This is a genomic window from Streptomyces griseoflavus, assembly GCF_014649995.1.
GTDB lineage: Bacteria > Actinomycetota > Actinomycetes > Streptomycetales > Streptomycetaceae > Streptomyces > Streptomyces griseoflavus.
On record NZ_BMUC01000021.1, the window covers coordinates 104752 to 121269 of the forward strand.

At 72.5% G+C, this 16518-nt stretch carries 13 protein-coding genes; 6 read left to right on the forward strand and 7 right to left on the reverse strand.

Annotated features, from left to right (window positions below; translation table 11 throughout):
- Nucleotides 1-7 precede the first annotated feature (7 nt).
- Nucleotides 8-1249, reverse strand: coding sequence for an amidase family protein (locus IE172_RS31410; protein ID WP_229886646.1), 1242 nt, complete (start codon nucleotides 1247-1249; stop codon nucleotides 8-10).
- 96 nt (nucleotides 1250-1345) lie between these two features.
- Entirely contained in the window at nucleotides 1346-1984 is a 639-nt protein-coding gene (locus IE172_RS31415) for an HD domain-containing protein (protein WP_190100733.1), read from the reverse strand.
- A 132-nt stretch (nucleotides 1985-2116) separates the two neighbouring features.
- Between IE172_RS31415 and IE172_RS31420 the strand changes: the two genes are divergently transcribed.
- A complete protein-coding gene (locus tag IE172_RS31420; protein WP_190100734.1) occupies nucleotides 2117-3106 on the forward strand; it encodes a GlxA family transcriptional regulator in 990 nt (329 codons plus the stop codon).
- Between the two features lie 79 nt (nucleotides 3107-3185).
- Here the strand turns inward: IE172_RS31420 and IE172_RS31425 are convergent, their stop codons facing one another.
- Entirely contained in the window at nucleotides 3186-6179 is a 2994-nt protein-coding gene (locus IE172_RS31425; RefSeq protein WP_190100735.1) for a carbohydrate binding domain-containing protein, read from the reverse strand.
- Nucleotides 6180-6700: 521 nt separating this feature from the next.
- On the opposite strand from IE172_RS31425, the gene IE172_RS31430 reads away from it, so the two are divergent.
- Nucleotides 6701-6943, forward strand: coding sequence for a DUF5133 domain-containing protein (locus IE172_RS31430; protein ID WP_190100736.1), 243 nt, complete (start codon nucleotides 6701-6703; stop codon nucleotides 6941-6943).
- Nucleotides 6944-7051: 108 nt separating this feature from the next.
- Nucleotides 7052-7471: an SRPBCC family protein gene (locus tag IE172_RS31435; RefSeq protein WP_190100737.1), complete on the forward strand. Its 420-nt coding sequence runs from the start codon at nucleotides 7052-7054 to the stop codon at nucleotides 7469-7471.
- Nucleotides 7472-7517: 46 nt separating this feature from the next.
- On the opposite strand, the gene IE172_RS31440 is transcribed toward IE172_RS31435, so the two are convergent.
- The 4 genes from IE172_RS31440 to IE172_RS31455 form a co-directional block, all read right to left on the reverse strand.
- Complete coding sequence (locus tag IE172_RS31440) at nucleotides 7518-8774, reverse strand: amidohydrolase (protein WP_190100738.1); 1257 nt, start codon at nucleotides 8772-8774, stop codon at nucleotides 7518-7520.
- A 196-nt stretch (nucleotides 8775-8970) separates the two neighbouring features.
- Nucleotides 8971-9627, reverse strand: coding sequence for a trimeric intracellular cation channel family protein (locus IE172_RS31445; protein WP_190100739.1), 657 nt, complete (start codon nucleotides 9625-9627; stop codon nucleotides 8971-8973).
- A gap of 95 nt (nucleotides 9628-9722) precedes the next feature.
- Entirely contained in the window at nucleotides 9723-11597 is a 1875-nt protein-coding gene (gene nhaA / locus IE172_RS31450; protein ID WP_229886648.1) for a Na+/H+ antiporter NhaA, read from the reverse strand.
- Between the two features lie 374 nt (nucleotides 11598-11971).
- Nucleotides 11972-12682 (reverse strand): TetR/AcrR family transcriptional regulator, encoded by a 711-nt coding sequence (locus tag IE172_RS31455; RefSeq protein WP_229886650.1) that lies wholly within the window; start codon nucleotides 12680-12682, stop codon nucleotides 11972-11974.
- 300 nt (nucleotides 12683-12982) lie between these two features.
- On the opposite strand from IE172_RS31455, the gene IE172_RS31460 reads away from it, so the two are divergent.
- Genes IE172_RS31460 through IE172_RS31470 form a run of 3 tightly spaced genes read left to right on the forward strand, consistent with a single transcriptional unit; the run spans nucleotide 12983 to nucleotide 16418 of the window.
- Nucleotides 12983-14206, forward strand: a complete 1224-nt coding sequence (locus IE172_RS31460) for a CaiB/BaiF CoA transferase family protein (RefSeq protein ID WP_190100740.1) — start codon at nucleotides 12983-12985, stop codon at nucleotides 14204-14206.
- Nucleotides 14206-15231: an LLM class F420-dependent oxidoreductase gene (locus IE172_RS31465; RefSeq protein ID WP_190100741.1), complete on the forward strand. Its 1026-nt coding sequence runs from the start codon at nucleotides 14206-14208 to the stop codon at nucleotides 15229-15231. The genes IE172_RS31460 and IE172_RS31465 overlap by 1 nt, the downstream gene beginning before the upstream one ends.
- 44 nt (nucleotides 15232-15275) lie before the next feature.
- Nucleotides 15276-16418 (forward strand): acyl-CoA dehydrogenase family protein, encoded by a 1143-nt coding sequence (locus IE172_RS31470; protein ID WP_190100742.1) that lies wholly within the window; start codon nucleotides 15276-15278, stop codon nucleotides 16416-16418.
- Nucleotides 16419-16518: the final 100 nt, after the last annotated feature.

The following is a 16518-nucleotide window of genomic DNA, read 5'->3' on the forward strand; positions in this document are numbered from 1 at the left end:
AGGGGCGTCAGTGCGGTGCGGGGGGCGCGGGGTCGGTGGTGCGACGGGCGAGTGCGGCGGTCAGGGCCTGGTCGCTTCCGGCGGTCGCGACGAGACCGAGTCCGACGGGGCCGGCCGGGCCCCGCGCTCCGGGCAGGGTCAGGACCGGCAGGCCCGCCACGCTCGCGGCGCAGATCAGCCGCACGGTCGCGGAACGCAGCGCCATGCCGGTGACGGCCGGGCCGGGCGGGGGAGCCGCCGTCGGGGCCGCGGGCTGTACGAGCGCGGTGCCGGGCGGGATCAGTGCGGCGAGCACGCTCCTCGCCCGGCTCACCGTGTCCCGGGCCCACGCGAGGTATTCGGCCGGCATGTCCTCGCCCGCGGCGATGGCGTCCGCGACGAGGGGCGAGACGGCCTCGTGGTGCCTCCGCAGCCAGCTGCCGTGCAGCTGCCACATCTCCGCGGCCTGGAGGACACCCAGCGCCTCCGCCCACTCCTCGAGATGCGCCCCGCAGGTGCTGCTCCTCGGCTGCAGGGGGAGGGCCAGCCGCTCCGCCCACGCGTGGGCCGCGTCGTGCAGCGGGAGACGCAGTTCCGGGTCCACCAGGTCGAACAGGTCCGTGGCCAGGAGCAGCCGCTCGACGGGCTGAGCGGGCCGCCGCGGAAGGAGCACCTCGGTCACCCGGTGGAGCAGGCGCGGTGTCCGGGTGATCCAGCTCACGGTGTCGAAAGAGGGTGCGAGGCCGATCCGGCCGGTGTCCGGGACCAGACCGTGTGTCGGCCGCAGGCTGTACAGCCCGCAGTAGGAGGTGGGTACCCGCACCGAGCCCGCCGTGTCCGTGCCCAGACCGATGTCGGCCTGCCCCAGGGCGACGGCGCTGGCCGGGCCGCTGGAGGAGCCTCCGGGAACCCGCCCGGGAGCCGCCGGATTCGGTGGCATCCCGTAGTGCGCGTTGAGGCCGGACAGACCGTAGGCCAACTCGTCGGTCCGTGCGATGCCGGTGACGTCCGCCCCCGCCCGCAGCAGGATGTGGACGGCCGCGGCGTGGGCCGACTCGACCGGTGCCTCGCGCAGCCACGCCGGATTCCCCGCCCCGATCGCATGGCCGGCGACGGCGAAGAGGTCCTTCACCGCGACCCGGGAGCCGGACAGCGCACCCCGCCTCGGCGCGGCGACCAGCGGATCACCGGCCACGCGCCAGACCGACGGGTCGAACCCCGCCGGAACCGGTGGGTCGGCGACGGCGGAACTCGGCTGCTGGGCAGGCATGGACGACCTCTGCGTGAGCGGGCGGCGGGTGCGTACCACCGTACGCACAGGGGGTGAACCGGCCGGAGCCGGGTGGGACGACGACGTCCCCGGGCCCTATTCGGGCCAGGCGGAGTCCTTGATGACCTCGACGAAGTCGCCGCGCTCGAACCCGGGCACGTAGTGGGCGAGTACGTCGGCCTTGACGTTGCCGAACGTCGTCCCGGGGCGGTCCTTGATGCCCTCGGTGAACGCGGCCAGGATCCCGTTCTTGAAGTCCGGGCGCGGGTGTGCCGCCACCACGGCCGCGCGCTCCTCGTCGGAGACCGCGCGATAGCCGATGCCCAGCACGTCCAGTTCCACTCCGCGGGTGACCAGGGCGACCTCGGGGGCCATGTGCAGCGGGATCTCCGGCGTGGTGTGCAGGGCGATCGCCGTCCAGACCCGGTCGGCCTCCTCCCCGGTGATGCCGTGGGCGTGCAGGAACCGCCGCGCCTCGTCGGCACCGTCGATCTCGAAGCGCTGGTCGGTGCGGCGGAACCGCTCGGTCAGCCCCAGGTCGTGGAACATCGCCCCGACGTACAGCAGCTCCGGATCGAACCGTAGCCCCTGTTCCCGCCCGCGCAGCGCTCCCCAGAGGAACACGCGCCGGGAGTGGTCGAACAGCAGCGGCGAGGCCGCGTCACGGACCAGTTCGGTCGCCTCCCGGGCCAGGGCGCTGTCCGGGATCCGCACGCCCGCGATCGTCTCACTCATGTTCTCTCTCCCTTTCCTGGTCCCGACGGTCCTCTTCCTGGTCCCGACGGTCCGGCTTCCTTCCCTTCCAGGGTCGCCGGGCACGTACCATGGCGCCATGTCCTTCCTGACAGAGAAACCACAGATCCGGACATGACGCATCGCGTGGGCTTCGTGGTGTTCGACGGTGTGACCATGCTGGACGTCAGCGGCCCCGCGGAGGTCCTGCACCAGGCGGGCCGGCTCGGCCGGCCCTACGACCTGGTCCTGGTCTCCGCGCGCGGTGGACAGGTCAGGACCTCGACCGGGATGCCGCTGAGCGGCACCGTGACGGCGGCGGAGGCCGGCCGGGTCGACACGGCGCTCGTGGCCGGGGGTGACCTCCTGGCCGAGCAGCCGGTGGACACGGAGCTGCTGGCGACGGCCCGCACCGTGGCCGCGCGGGCGACGCGGGTCGCCTCGGTGTGCACGGGCGCCTTCGTCCTGGCCGAACTGGGCCTGCTCGACGGGCGCCGGGCGACCACGCACTGGCGGCACGCCGGCACACTCGCCCGCCGTCACCCCCGGGTCCGCGTCGAGCCGGACGCGATCCATGTCCGGGACGGGCGGTTCATCACCTCCGCGGGCATCAGCGCGGGCATCGACCTGACACTGGCCCTCGTCGAGGACGACCACGGAGCCGACGCGGCCCGCCGCATCGCACGCGAACTGGTCGTCTTCCTGCGGCGTCCGGGCGGACAGTCACAATTCACCACGGCCGTCACCCCGCCGGCGCGCCACGACCCCCTGCGTGCTCTGATCGATTCCGTGCTGGCCGACCCGGCCGCCGATCACGGTCTGCCCGCCATGGCCCGCGCCGCGGCCGTCAGCCCCCGGCACCTGACCCGGCTGTTCCACACCGAACTGGGCACCACCCCCGCCCGCTGGGTCGAGCGGGTCCGTCTCGACCGCGCTCAGCAACTCCTCCTGGACGGGCACGGCGTCACCTCGGCGGCCCGGCACAGCGGCTTCGGCAGCGACGAGACCCTGCGCCGTGTCTTCGTCCGCCACCTCGGCATCATCCCCACCGCCTACCGCCAGCGCTTCGCCACCACCGGTACGGCCCGGACCGCGCTCCCCGGCGCCGGGCGGGTCCGCGGGTGATGCGGCGGTCCCGGGCGGGGTGGCCGCCCGGGACCGCGGTGTCGGCCGGGCCACCGGTGGCCGCGGCGGACGAGGTGCCTCACTTCAGGTAGGGGCCGTCCGTTCCGATCTTCCCGGTGCCGTTGAGGACGTACACTCTCAGGTTGCCCTTGCCCGGTGCCGCGACGGTGAGGGTGCCGTTGGACACCGTGCGGACGTCGCCGGTGACGGCGTCCCGGTAGGTGCCGTTGGGGACGCCGGTGAAGGTGGCGCCGCCGGAGACGGTGACGAGGGCGAAGCTGTCGGTGCCGCCCGCGGTGTAGCGGCGCTTGAAAGCCATGTCGCCGGAGATGCCGCTGGTGGAGTACTGGCCCATCTGGAGGGCCGGGACGGCCCGGCGGATCTGGTTCAGGCGCTGTACGTGCTTGACCAGGGGCTGTTGCAGCGTGGTGGCCACGGCGCCGGTGGCGGAGTCGACCCGGGAGAAGTCGGACGTCGTCACCGTGCCGGCGACATGGTCGCCGTAGTAGGCCCTGCCGGTCGTGGCCAGGGGGCAACTCGGGCCGCAGTCGATCTTCTTGCCCTTCTGGAACTCGATCTCCGAGCCGTAGTAGAGGGTGGGGATGCCGCGGAACGTCCACATCAGCGACATGTTCTCGGCCCAGGCGTCGGTGCCGCCCGTGTAGCGTTCGCTGCTCTTGTTGGGGCCGTAGTCGTGGCTGTCGACGTAGACGACGTTGTAGGTGGCGTCGTTGTAACTGTCGTCGGAGTCCTTGCCGTTGTGGAAGGCGTTGCTCGCGTCACCGAAGTTCATGTGCATGCGCATGTCGATGACGTTCATGCCGGAGAAGCGGCTGTGGTCCGGGGCGCGGTACGTGTTGCCGTCGAGGAAGGCGTTGGCGGAGGTCGGCTGGTTCCCCGTCCCCTGCCGCTGCTCGTAGTCGTACATCTCCAGGGCCGCCTTCTCGTCGTCGGCGCTGTACTCCTTGCGTTCCTTCCAGGTGTAGAACTGGGCGGAGTGGTTGACCGAGCCGCGGTTCCACTTGTCATTGACGAAGGCGGCGACCTCGCCGAAGACGAAGAAGTTCCTCGCCGCCTCCGCGCCGTGCTGCTGGGCGACGCGCTCCTGGATGGCGGGGAGGAAGCGGCGGTTCCAGGTGGTCCGGGGGATGTGGACGGCCGTGTCGACGCGGAAACCGTCGACGCCCATGTCGATGTACTTGTTGTAGGCGCCGATCAGGTAGTTCTGCACCTGGGCGTTCTCGGTGTCGAAGTCGGCGAGGTCCTCGTGCAGCCAGCAGGAACGGGAGTCCTCGCCCTCCCAGTTGCCGATCCAGCAGTCGTGGTAGAGCGCCTTGGGGAACATGCCGGACGTGGGGCTGGGCCACTGGCAGTTGTAGAGGGTGTAGCCCTCGGGGCTCCTGCCGCCGGTCGGCCTGCCCCAGTTGACGCAGGTGTTGCCGGTGGGTTCGGCGGTGGACCAGAGGTCACCGTTGTAATAGGACTTGCCGCTCTTCGGGTCGACGGTCAGGCCGTCGTATGCAAAACCCGGCTGCTTCTCGTCGTAGTACCAGCTCCACTGCGCGTCCCGCACGCCGTAGACGGTCGGCGTGAAGAGGCCCTTGGCGCCCCAGCGGGAGGAGTGGTTGTAGACGACGTCCTGGTAGATCTTCATGCCCTTGGCGTGGGCCGCGTTGATGAGGTCCTGGTAGGAGGCGCCGGCGGACTCCAGGCGCGGGTCGACCTGGTAGAAGTCCCAACCGTGGTAGCCGTGATGGTCGTAGTCCGAGCGGTTGAGGACCACCGGGGTGATCCAGACGGCGGAGAAGCCGAGGCCCTTGATGTAGTCGAGCTTGTCGACCAGTCCCTTGAAGTCACCGCGGAACATGGGGTCGTCGTGGGCCGCGTTGCCGGACTTCTCGTGCTGGCTGCCGCCGCGGTTGTTGGAGCTGTCTCCGTCGTTGAAGCGGGCGGTGAGGACGAAGTAGATCGGGTCCTTGCGGGGGTCGGTGCCAAGGGGTGTGCCGGCGGCGGGAGTCGGCGGCCTGGTGCCGGTGGTCGCCCGGGCGGCGGCCGAGGCGGGGGAGATGTTGCCGGCCGCGTCCACGGCCCGGACGGTGTAGGTGTAGGCGGTCCGCTCCTCGAGGTTCGCGTCGGAGAGGACGGTGGAGCCGACGTCGGTCACGGCCTCGCCCCTGGTGCCGCCGGTGCGGGTGACCTGGTACCTGGTGACGCCCGTGTCGTCGGTGGACGGCTCCCAGGTGAGGACGACGGACACCCCGTCGGCCTGTGCGGTCACCCGGGTGGGAACGGTCGGTGCCTGCGTGTCGGGCACCTCGTCCGCGCAGGGGTCGTCGGCGTCCTCGGTGACCGTGCGGTCGGTGACCGTGGTGACGCCGGCGGGCAGGGTGTAGTCGGCGCCGCCGTTGTTGTCCCACACGCCGTTGCCGTTGTTGAACGCGGCCCTCATCGAGGTGGACGTGCCGAGGTCGACGTCCTTCTTCCACCAGCCCGCGCAGGCGGCCCGCATACCGACGCCCGGCACGGTGGTCCAGGAGCCGCCCGCGGGCTGGTAGTGGAGGTTGGCCGTGGACCAGCCGAGGGTCCGGGTGGAGTAGTAGACGGTGGCCCGGTTGCCGTCGCCCGGCACCGGGTCCGGGTCCTCGGCGCCGGCGCAGGGGTCGGAGTGGGCGACCACGCCGTCCTTGACCGTGAGGGCACCCGTGCCGAGGGCGTAGTTCTTGCCGGAGTTGTTGTCCCAGGTGCCCGAGCCGTTGTTGAAGGTGGCCAGCAGGCCGTCGGCGGTCCCCAGGGCGACGGTCTTCTTCACCCAGTCGGTGCAGGCGCTCTCCATCGCCACGCCGGGGACCGTGCTCCAGGAGCCGCCGTCGGGTGCGTAGTGCAGGTGGTAGCGGTCCCAGTTCTTCGTCTTCGTGTAGTAGAAGACGGTCGCCGTGTTCTCGGCGGTGGCGGCGACGGGCTCGATGGCGGGGGAGGGGGTGGCCGAGGGGGCGGCTACCAGCCCCAGAACGGCACTGACGGCCACGGCGGCGGCCAACGGCCGTCCGGGCGGTCGCGTGCGGCTGCGTCTCATGCGTGTCTCCAGGCGAGGCGGGCGGGCAGGGGGCAGGGCCGGGCAGGGCGCCGGGGGTGCCGGGACCGGATGGTGAAAGTCCGAACGGAAACTTGCAGAAAACTCTTACGGCAGCCGGAAGTTACCCGCGTGTGACCGTGCCGTAAAGGGGTCTCGCTTCAACTTCTCGCCGATTGAGGGGCGTACGTGTCTCCGCGCCAGGTCGGGCTGACGGGCCGTCGGTCAGGTGACGGACGGGTCGGTTCGTGGTGGACCGCGGTCGGGCGGGGCTGCGGCGGCCGCGGGAGTGTCACGCGTCGGGAAGCTTGCTGCAACGCCTTGCAAGGGCCCGTCGGCTCCGTGGAGCGGACGGTGCCCGTGAGGTGGGTGGCGTGGAGGCGCGGATGCGGGGCACACGGTGTTCTGCCTGACGCGGCCCGCCCGCGGGCCGTGGTCGTCAGGCGTCAGGGAGACAGCCACGTCCTCGCGGAGCGATCAGGCGCGCCGGCGGGGGAGGGCTCGTGAGGGGAGAGGGAAGTTCGATGATCCTTCCGGCGGAGAAGGAACTGCGCGCGGTGCTGGCCCGGTTCGCCCAGGCGCGCCTGGACCACGACGTGCGTCCCACCGGCTACACGAGCAGGCTCCTCGAGGACACTACGTACACGCTGTGCGTGATGACCGGGGCCCGCACCGCCGAGCAGGCGCTGCGCACGGCGGACGCCCTGCTCGACCGGTACGCCGGACGCTCCGCCGTCTCCGTGGAGGACGAGACCCTGGCCGCGTGAGCCGACGGCGGCGCGCCCCGCGGCGCGGACGCGCCGCCCCCCACCCGTACGCCCAGGCGGGCCGCGGGTGGCCGCAGACCCAACCGACCCGAGCGAAAGAGGTACGGCGTGTCAGCCTCCCTGGTCGAAACCGTGGACATCGAGGCCCCCGTGTCCGTGACGTGGGCGCTGTGGAGTGACGTCACCAAGTGGCCGTCCTTCCTCAGTCACGTACGCATCGTGGAGCCGCTCGACGAACGCCGCTTCGCCTGGCAGCTGTCGCTGCCGGGCGCGGACAAGAACTTCGTCGCCGAACTGACCGAGGTGGTGCCCGAGAACCGGATCGCCTGGCGGACGACGGAGGGGGTCCAGCACGCGGGCGTCGTCACTTTCCACCGCCTCAGCGACACGTCGAGCCGGGTGACGCTGCAGATCGAGTACGACCCCAAGGGGTTCGTGGAGCACCTGGGCGCGCTGACGAACCTGGACTCCGCGCTCGCCAACTACGACCTGGGCGAGTTCCAGAAGCTGGCGGAGTCCGCGGTCTGAGCCCCGCGGGCCCGATCCCCGCCCCGCGTCGTCGGGCGGCCGTGCTTCAGCGGCCGAGCCAGGCCAGGGCCGCCACCGTGAGGGCGGAGATGCCGGTGTTCAGGGTGGGCTGGACGACGGGGGCGAAGGCGGCACTGTGGTTGACCGGGATGTCCTGGGAGACGGTGCCGTTCCGGGCGGCCTCGGCGTAGCGCCGGGGGTCGGTGCCGCCGATCGCCCAGTAGGTGAACGGCGCGCCGAAGGCCCGCGGGATCTCGCTCATGTCCTCGCTGGCGGCCTGCCGTTCGACGGTGTGCGCGTCGTCGCCGAAGTACGCGCCGAAGGCGTCCGCGACCCGCCGGGTGGGCTCCTCGTCGTTGACGGTGGGCGGGAAGGAGGAGATCCGCTCGATCTCGGGCGGCCTGGGGCAGCGGGACGCCTCGCACTCGGCCCTGACGATCCGCTCGATCGCCTCCAGCACGTGCGTGCGCGTGGCGTCGTCGTAGGTACGGATGTTGAGTTCGATGACGGCCCGGTCCGGGATGACGTTGGGGCCGCTGCCGGCGTGGATGCTGCCCACCGTGAGGACGGCGGGAGTGGCGGCGGCCACTTCCCGGCTGACCACCGTCTGCAGCCGTACGACGATCATGGCGGCCGCCACCACCGGATCAACCGCGGCCTGGGGCATCGAGCCGTGTGCTCCGCGACCGTGGACGGTGATGCGCAGACTGTCCGCGGCCGACAGGAAGGAGCCCGTACGGGTGCCGACATAGCCGGCGGGATAGGGCAGGACGTGCTGGGCGAGCACGACGTCGGGCCGGGGCGACTTCGAGGTGAGACCGTCGTCGATCATGGCCCGGGCGCCGTTCCCGCCTTCCTCCGAGGGCTGGAAGAGGGCCACGAAGGTCCCCCGCCACGCGTCCAGCTCCCCGGCCATCAGCCGGGCGCAGCCGATCAGGCTGGTCACGTGCACGTCGTGACCGCAGGCGTGCATCACCGGCTGCTCGACGCCCTCCTCACCGCTCACCGTCACGGTGGAGGCGTACGGGAGACCGGTCTCCTCACGTACCGGGAGGGCGTCCATGTCGGCCCGGGCCATGACGACCGGGCCGTCCCCGTTGCCGAGGACACCGATCACGCCCGTGCCGCCGACGCCTTCCGTGACGTCGTAGCCGCAGTCCCGCAGGGCGTCCGCCGCCTTCTTGGCCGTACGGTGCTCGCGCAGGCCGAGTTCGGGGTGCCGGTGCAGGTCCCGGTACAGGTGTTCCACCTCGGGGCGGATGGTGGCGAGGCCGGCCAGTACGGTCCGGGCGGAGTGGGTCATCGGGGCTCCTCAGCGGGGTGGCGCTGCCTTCCGTCGCCCGTCACGGGGGAACCACGGGCGGGGTCCATGACCGTGATCGAGCCTATCCCCGGCCCGCGGCCACGGCAGCCGGGACGAGGCCGGGGCGCGGCCTGCGGCCGGACGGGTGAGCCGGCACCGGCCGGCCCCCGGGTCGCGGCACCGTTGCCGGGGCGGCCTACGCACCGGCGTCGCGTGAGCCGCCGCGGGTCCTGGTCTCGGGCGGCTCGGGTGCGTTGAGGCCGTAGCGCAGACCGAGCACGCGGATCAGGAAGCAGGCCGCCGCCGCTCCGAGCGCGGCCGGCAGGCCGTACACCCCCGCCTCCACGGTGGCCACGGTCAGCGCCGCGCCCACCAGGGCGGGGACGGCGTACAGGCCGGTGCTCAGCACGGACGGGATCCGGCCGACGAGCGTGTCGCGGATCGTGCCCCCGCCCACCGCGGTGATCACGCCCAGCAGGACCGAGGGCGCGACGTCGAGCCCGGCGTCCAGGGCCGTGGTCGCGCCGATGACCGCGAACGTGCTCAACCCGACCGCGTCGAGCACGTCGATCGGTGTTTCGATCCGGCGCAGGTGCCTGCTGAGGGCGAAGGCGATCAGGCCGCCGACGGCGGCGAGCGTGTAGTAACGCCAGTCGAGGAGCGTCGCGGGCGGCAGCGAGCCGATGAGGACGTCACGGAGGAAACCGCCCCCCAACGCGGTGATCATGCCGAGGACGACCACCCCCACCACGTCCAGGCGTGCGGCACGCACCGCGGTCAGCGCACCGTTCAGCCCGAAGGCGAACGTGCCGGTCAGATCGAGGGCGAACAGCGCCGCGGGCTGGGAGCTCACACTCCTGTGCATACCCCGCCGAGCCCCGGCGCGCGTCCGCCCCGCGCGTGAGCGGGCACGGCGGACGAGCGCCGGCCGGGGCGGCGACGGACGGTTCAGGCCGGGCCGGGGGAGGCGAGCCGTTCGAGCTCGACGGCGAGCGTCTGGGCATCGTACGGTCCGGTGTGCCGTCGGTCGCCGACGAAGAACGTCGGTGTGCCGCGGGCCCCGCCGGCCTCGGCGCCGGCCGCGTCGGCCCGTACCCGTTCCGCGGTCTCCTCGGCGTCGATGTCCTCCAGGAACCGCACCATGTCCAGTCCGATCTCGATGGCGTACCCCGCGATGTCCTCGAACTCCAGCCGGTCCTGGTGGGCGAAGAGCAGCTCGTGCATGTCCCAGAAGCGGCCCTGGGCCCCGGCGGCGACGGCCGCGCGGGCGGCGAGTACGGCGTGGGGGTGGACGTCGGGCAGCGGCAGGTGCCGGAAGACGTACCTCAGCCGGTCGCCGAAGCGCTGCCGCAGTTCCTCGGTGACGCCGGTGGCCCGGGCGCAGTACGGGCATTCGAAGTCCCCGTACTCCACCAGGGTCAGGGGCGCGTCCGCGGGGCCGAGGACGTGGTCCCTCTCCGGGTCGACCGGCCGGTCGAGGCGGCGGGGCAGGTCGGCCGACGTCTCGCCGCGCAGGACCGCGGCGAGATGGAACGCGAGCCAGCCCAGCGCGGTCGCCAGCACGGCCGCCAGCAGGACACCGACGGTCGCCTGGGCGTGCATGACCGGGTCCTCGAAGGCGAGACCGATGATCAGCAGGGAGACGGTGAAGCCGATCCCGGAGAGTACGGCCCCGCCCATCACGTGCCCGGGACCCACCCCCTGGGGGAGCCGTCCGAGGCCGAGCCGGGTGCCGAGGAGGGCTCCGCCCCAGACGCCCAGCAGCTTGCCGACCACGAGGCCGACGACGACGGCCCAGGTCAGCCGTGAGGTCAGGGCCCGCTCCAGGACCCCGCCGCGCAGATCGATACCGGCACTGGCCAGGGCGAACAGCGGGACGACCACGTAGCTCGCCCAGGGGTGCAGCATCAGTTGCAGCCGCTCGTTGACCGAGACCGCGCGTTGCAGCCCCATGCGCGCCGACGCGCCCACGTCGGCGCGGGGCGACTGGCGGAAGGCACGGGCGAGGCGGGTCGCGCGGTCCACGGCCTCGGGTGCGGGGGGATGGGCGGGAATGAGCAGCCCGCCGAGCATGCCGGCGATGGAGGCGTGCAGTCCGGCTCCGAGGGTGGCGAGCCACAGCGCGAGGGCGACCAGCAGGTACGGTGCCGTCCGCCAGGCGCCCAGCCGGGTCAGCGCGGTCAGGACCACCCCGAGGGCGAACGCCGCCAGCAGGGGCGGCAGGTGGACGGTGTCCGAGTAGACCAGGCCGATCACGCTGACCGCCACGATGTCGTCGATGACGGTGATGGCCAGCAGGAAGACACGCAGCTGGGTGACGAACCGGGGTCCCACCACGGCGAGCGCCCCCAGCATGAAGGCCGTGTCGGTGCCGATGACCGTCCCCCAGCCGCCTCGCGCGGCGCCGGGAGCCATGGCCAGATAGATCCCCGTGGGAACGACCATCCCGCCGATCCCCGCGATGGCCGGGATCATGATGCGCCGGCGGCCGGCGAGCGCCCCGACGGAGATCTCGTAGCGGACCTCCAGGCCGATGACGAAGAAGAACAGGGCCATCAGGCCGTCGCTGACCCAGTGCCCCAGGTCCATGGAGAGTTCCGCGGTGCCGAGCGACAGGGACGCCTCGGTCGACCAGAGCGACTCGTACCCCGCGGACCACGGCGAGTTGGCCCACGCCAGGGCCACCACGACAGCGGCCAGGAGCAGTCCCGCGCTGCCCGCTTCCGTGGACAGGTAGGTGCGCACCCGGTCGGAGAGCTGGGCGGCCAGCGATTGCCTCCCCGCCCGTGTCTGCGGGGTCCGGTCGTTGTTCGTACGCGTCACAGGGTCCCCTCGCTGGCCCGCCGGCGTTGCCTCGGTGGGGCACGGGTCCTTCCGGTGGGGCGCGGCGCGTTCGCGGGCGCACCGGCCCGGGAGGGGTGCCCGGAGGGACGTCAGTGCCGGGGACGGTGCCCGATGACCGGGAGTCTCGGCGGACGGCGCGGTGTGCGGTGCATGAGGGTGTGTCCTTTCCCGGTGGTCTCCCTCGTCCGATCGTTGCGCCTGCCGCGGGGCTCAGCGCCCTGGGAGACCGGTCGGCTGGGCCGTTCGGGTCACGAGGTCACGAGGCGAAGGAGCACGGGGCCCGGGGGCACGGGCGGACCGGGGGACACGTCCGATCCGCTGCGTCCTCCGCCGGGCCGCCCCGCCCGCCCTGTTCAGCGGCGGCCCTTCGGATCGGTCCGTGATCTGGGCGGCGCCGGCGTCCTCCGGCCCGGGGAGAGCCCCGCGAGGCCGTCCACCGCACCCGGATGCCCCACCGTGCCAAGGCTGAGCAGCACGTGCCGCTCGGCGATCTCCGCCGCGCCGAGCGGACCGTCGGCCCGGTACCAGTTGGCGACGCCCTGGCACATGATGAGCACGCCGCGGACCGCGTCGGCCGGGATGGGAGTGGTGAAGACGCCCCGTTCGATGCCGGCCTCGACCGTGTCGAGCAGCATGTGCTCGAGGTAGTCCCGCAGGGCCACGTACCGGGCACGGTTGTCCGGTTCCAGGCTGCGGATCTCGGTGTCCAGGAACGCCAGGCCCTTGCGGTTGGCCATGTAGAGCACGATGGACTCGATCATGGCGCAGAAGCGGGGGAGGGGTTCGTCGCCCGCTTCGGCCGCGGCGGCCCGGCAGCGGTCGAGGACGTCCTTCATGGACGTCTCCAGCAGGGTGGCGAGCAGGGCCTGCTTGTTCTCGTAGTGGTAGTAGAGGGCGGGGACGGTGACGCCCACCCGGCCGGCGATGTCGCGCACCGAAGTGCCGTGGTAGCCGTGCTCGTTGAAGGCTTCCATGGCGTGCACGAGGATGGGGTGCAGATCGAGCGGGCCGTAGGTGCTCCAGTGGGGCGGGGCCGTGGTCTCCTGGCGTGACTGCGCGCTCAACGGTGCTCCTCCGATGCGATGGCGGCGAGCGCCATGGTACGTCCCCCGACCGCCGATGTATCCCCCGCAATCCTGCTTAGCGACCGATCAGTGGTTTCGGGCGGCTGTGGGGTGCGTTCCTCGAGCGCTGACGGCCATGCGGTGCTGAAGGGCGTGATCAGAGGCGCTTTCCCCGTCCGGTGCGAGATGTTGCGCCGAGGTCATTGACCGCTCTCCCGCCCCCCTCTACCTTCTTAGCGAGCGCTAAGTAGAGCCCCGTTCGGAGAGCGGCTGTCCGCCTCTGCCGTGAGAGAGGGACCCATGAGCTCGACCAGCGACACCGCCGGCCACCACGACGCGGCGACCGGCCACCGGACCACCCCGCCGCCCCGGCGCGCGGGACCGTTGACCGGGGTGCGGGTGGTGGAGCTCGCCGGCATCGGCCCGGCCCCCTTCGCCGCGATGCTCCTGGGCGACCTGGGGGCGGACGTCGTACGCGTCGACCGCCCCGGGGTGCCGGTCCTCGGCATCGAGCCCGCCCGCGACGTCACCAACCGCAACAAGCGGTCCGTCCTCGTCGACCTCAAGTCGGCGGACGGACCCGCGGCCGTGCGCGACCTCGCCGCCCGCGCCGACATCCTCATCGAGGGCTACCGGCCGGGCGTCGCCGAGCGGCTCGGGATCGGCCCCGCGGAGTGCCTGGAGGCCAACCCGGCCCTGGTGTACGGGCGGATGACGGGCTGGGGCCAGGACGGCCCGCTCGCCCCCCGCGCCGGACACGACATCGGATACATCGCCACCGCGGGCGCCCTCGGCATGATCGGTGCCCCGGACGGACCGCCCGCGATCCCGGCCAACCTGCTCGGCGACTACGCGGGCGGCTCCCTCTACCTCGTCGTCGGCGTGCTCTCCGCCCTGCTCACCGCGCGCGCCACCGGCCGGGGGCAGGTGGTCGACGCGGCGATCGTCGACGGCACGGCCCACCTCACCGCGATGATCCAGGGCATGCGCGCCGCCGGTGCCTGGCAGGACGGCCGCGGCCGCAACCTCCTCGACGGCGGATGCCCCTACTACGCCGTCTACGAGACACGGGACGGCGGCTGGATGGCGGTCGGCGCACTGGAACCGCAGTTCTACACCGAGTTCGTGAAGCTGCTCGGCCTCGACGCCGACGAGCTGCCCGACCGATCCGACCCGCGCGGCTGGCCGGAGCTGCGCGCCCGGCTCGCCGCGCGCTTCAAATCGGAGGACCGCGACGCCTGGACCGCCGTCTTCGAAGGCACCGACGCCTGTGTCGCCCCCGTCCTCTCCCTGCGGGAGGCCGCCCGCCACCCCCACCTCGGCCACCGCCGCACCTTCACCGAGGACCACGGCATCGTCCAGCCCGGCGTCGCCCCCCGCTTCTCCGAGACCCCCGGCGCCCTGCGCCTGCCGCCCGCCCGGCCCGGCGCCCACCAGCGGGAGGTGGCCGAGGACTGGCGGATCCCCACCCTGGTCGCCGACGGCTGGCAGCCCACCGGAAACCACCCCGAGGACGGACACTGATGGAACTGTCCACGCCCCTGCAGTACGCGGGTGATCCGCGCAGGGCCGCCGACGAGGCCGCCGCACTGGAGTCCGCGGGACTCGACGCGATCTGGGTCGCCGAGGCCTACGGCTTCGACTCGCCCACGGTCATGGGATATCTCGCGGCCCGCACCGAACGGCTGCGCATCGGCTCCGCCATCCTCAACGTCTACTCCCGCACGCCGGCCCTGATCGCGCAGACCGCCGCCGGCCTCGACGCCCTCACCGGCGGACGTGCCCTCCTCGGCATCGGCGCCTCCGGCCCGCAGGTCGTCGAGGGATGGCACGGCCGCCGCTACGACAAACCCCTCGGCCGCACCCGCGAGACCATCGGCATCGCCCGGCGCATCTGGCGCCGCGAGGTCGTCGAGCACCACGGCATCACCGACATGCCGCTCCCCGCGGACAAGGGCGGCACGCTCAGCAAACCGCTCAAGCTGCTCACCCGCCCCGTCCGCGACACCATCCCCGTGTACGTCGCGGCCCTCGGCCCGGCGAACGTGCGGATGACCGCCGAACTCGCCGATGGCTGGCTGCCGTTCCTGTACGCCCCCGAACACGCGGCCAAGGTCTGGGGCGGCCCGCTCGCCGAGGGCACCGCCCGCCGCGACGCGTCGCTCGGCCCGCTGTCCGTCGTGGCGGGCGGGCTGCTCGCCATCGGGGACGGCGCGGAGGCGGTCCGCGACCTGATGCGGCCGACGGTCGCGCTGTACGTGGGCGGCATGGGAGCCCCCGGCCGCAACTTCTATTACGACCTGGTCTGCCAGTACGGCTACGGGGCCGAGGCCGCCGCCGTCCAGGAGCACTACCTGGCCGGCCGCAAACGGGAGGCCGAGGCCGCCGTCCCGGCCGAACTCTGCGAACTCCTCTGCCTGGCGGGCCCGGAGGGCTACGTACGCGACCGCGTCGAGGTGTTCCGCGAGGCGGGCGTGACCATGCTCAACGTCACGCCCGTCGGCCCGGACCCGGCCCGGCTCGTCGGACGGGTCCGCGACTGGCTCTGACCGCCGGCCCGTTGCCCAGCACATCCACCGACGCGGAGACGAACATGCAGCGAGACATCTACACCGCGGACCACGAGGCGTTCCGCGACACCGTGCGCACCTTCCTGGACAAGGAGGTGCTGCCCCATCACGAACGCTGGGAACGGGAAGGCGTGGTGAGCCGCGACGTGTGGCGCGCGGCCGGCCGGCAGGGCCTGCTGGGGCTCGCGGTCGACCCGGAGTACGGCGGCGGAGGCACTGACGACTTCCGTCACAGCGCCGTCCTCATCGAGGAGTTCGCCCGGGCCGGCGCGTCCGGCCTGGCGCTCAGCCTGCACAACGACATCGTCGGCCCCTACCTGACCCGGCTGGCCACGGACGAGCAGAAGCGGCGCTGGCTGCCCGGCTTCACCTCCGGGGAGACCGTCACGGCCATCGCCATGACCGAACCCGGGGCCGGCTCCGACCTCCAGGGCATCCGGACCACCGCGACCGACCGGGGCGACCACTACCTGCTCAACGGCGCCAAGACGTTCATCTCCAACGGCATCCTGGCGGACCTGGTCGTCGTCGTGGCCCGCACCACCCCCGAGGGCGGCAGCTCCGGGCAGAGCCTGCTCGTCGTCGAACGCGGCATGGACGGCTTCGAGCGGGGCCGCAACCTCGACAAGATCGGCCAGAAGGCGCAGGACACCGCCGAGTTGTTCTTCGACGACGTGCGGGTGCCCAAGGAGAACCTGCTCGGCGGGGAGAACCAGGCATTCGCCGCGCTGATGGCCAATCTCGCGCAGGAGCGGCTGGCCATCGCGGTGGGCGCCGCCGCGGCCGCCGAGCACATCCTCGAACTCACCGTGGCGTACGTGAAGGAGCGCGAGGCCTTCGGCCGCCCACTCGCCCGGCTCCAGCACATCCGGTTCGAGATCGCCGAGATGGCCACCGAGTGCGCCGTCACCCGCAGCTTCGTCGACCGCTGCATCACCGAGCACAGTGCCGGACGGCTGGACGCCGCGCACGCCTCGATGGCCAAGTGGTGGGCCACCGAACTCCAGAAGCGGGTCGTCGACCGCTGCCTGCAACTGCACGGCGGGTACGGCTACATGACGGAGTACCGGGTCGCCCGGGCCTTCCTCGACGGCCGCATCCAGACGATCTACGGCGGCACCACGGAGATCATGAAGGAGATCATCGGCCGCTCGGTCCTCGGCTGATCGTCCCCCGCGCTTCCCACCCTCTCAGCGAAAGGCCTCCTCGTGAGCACCGAAGCGTATGTGTACGACGCGATCCGCACTCCGCGCGGGCGTGGCAAGG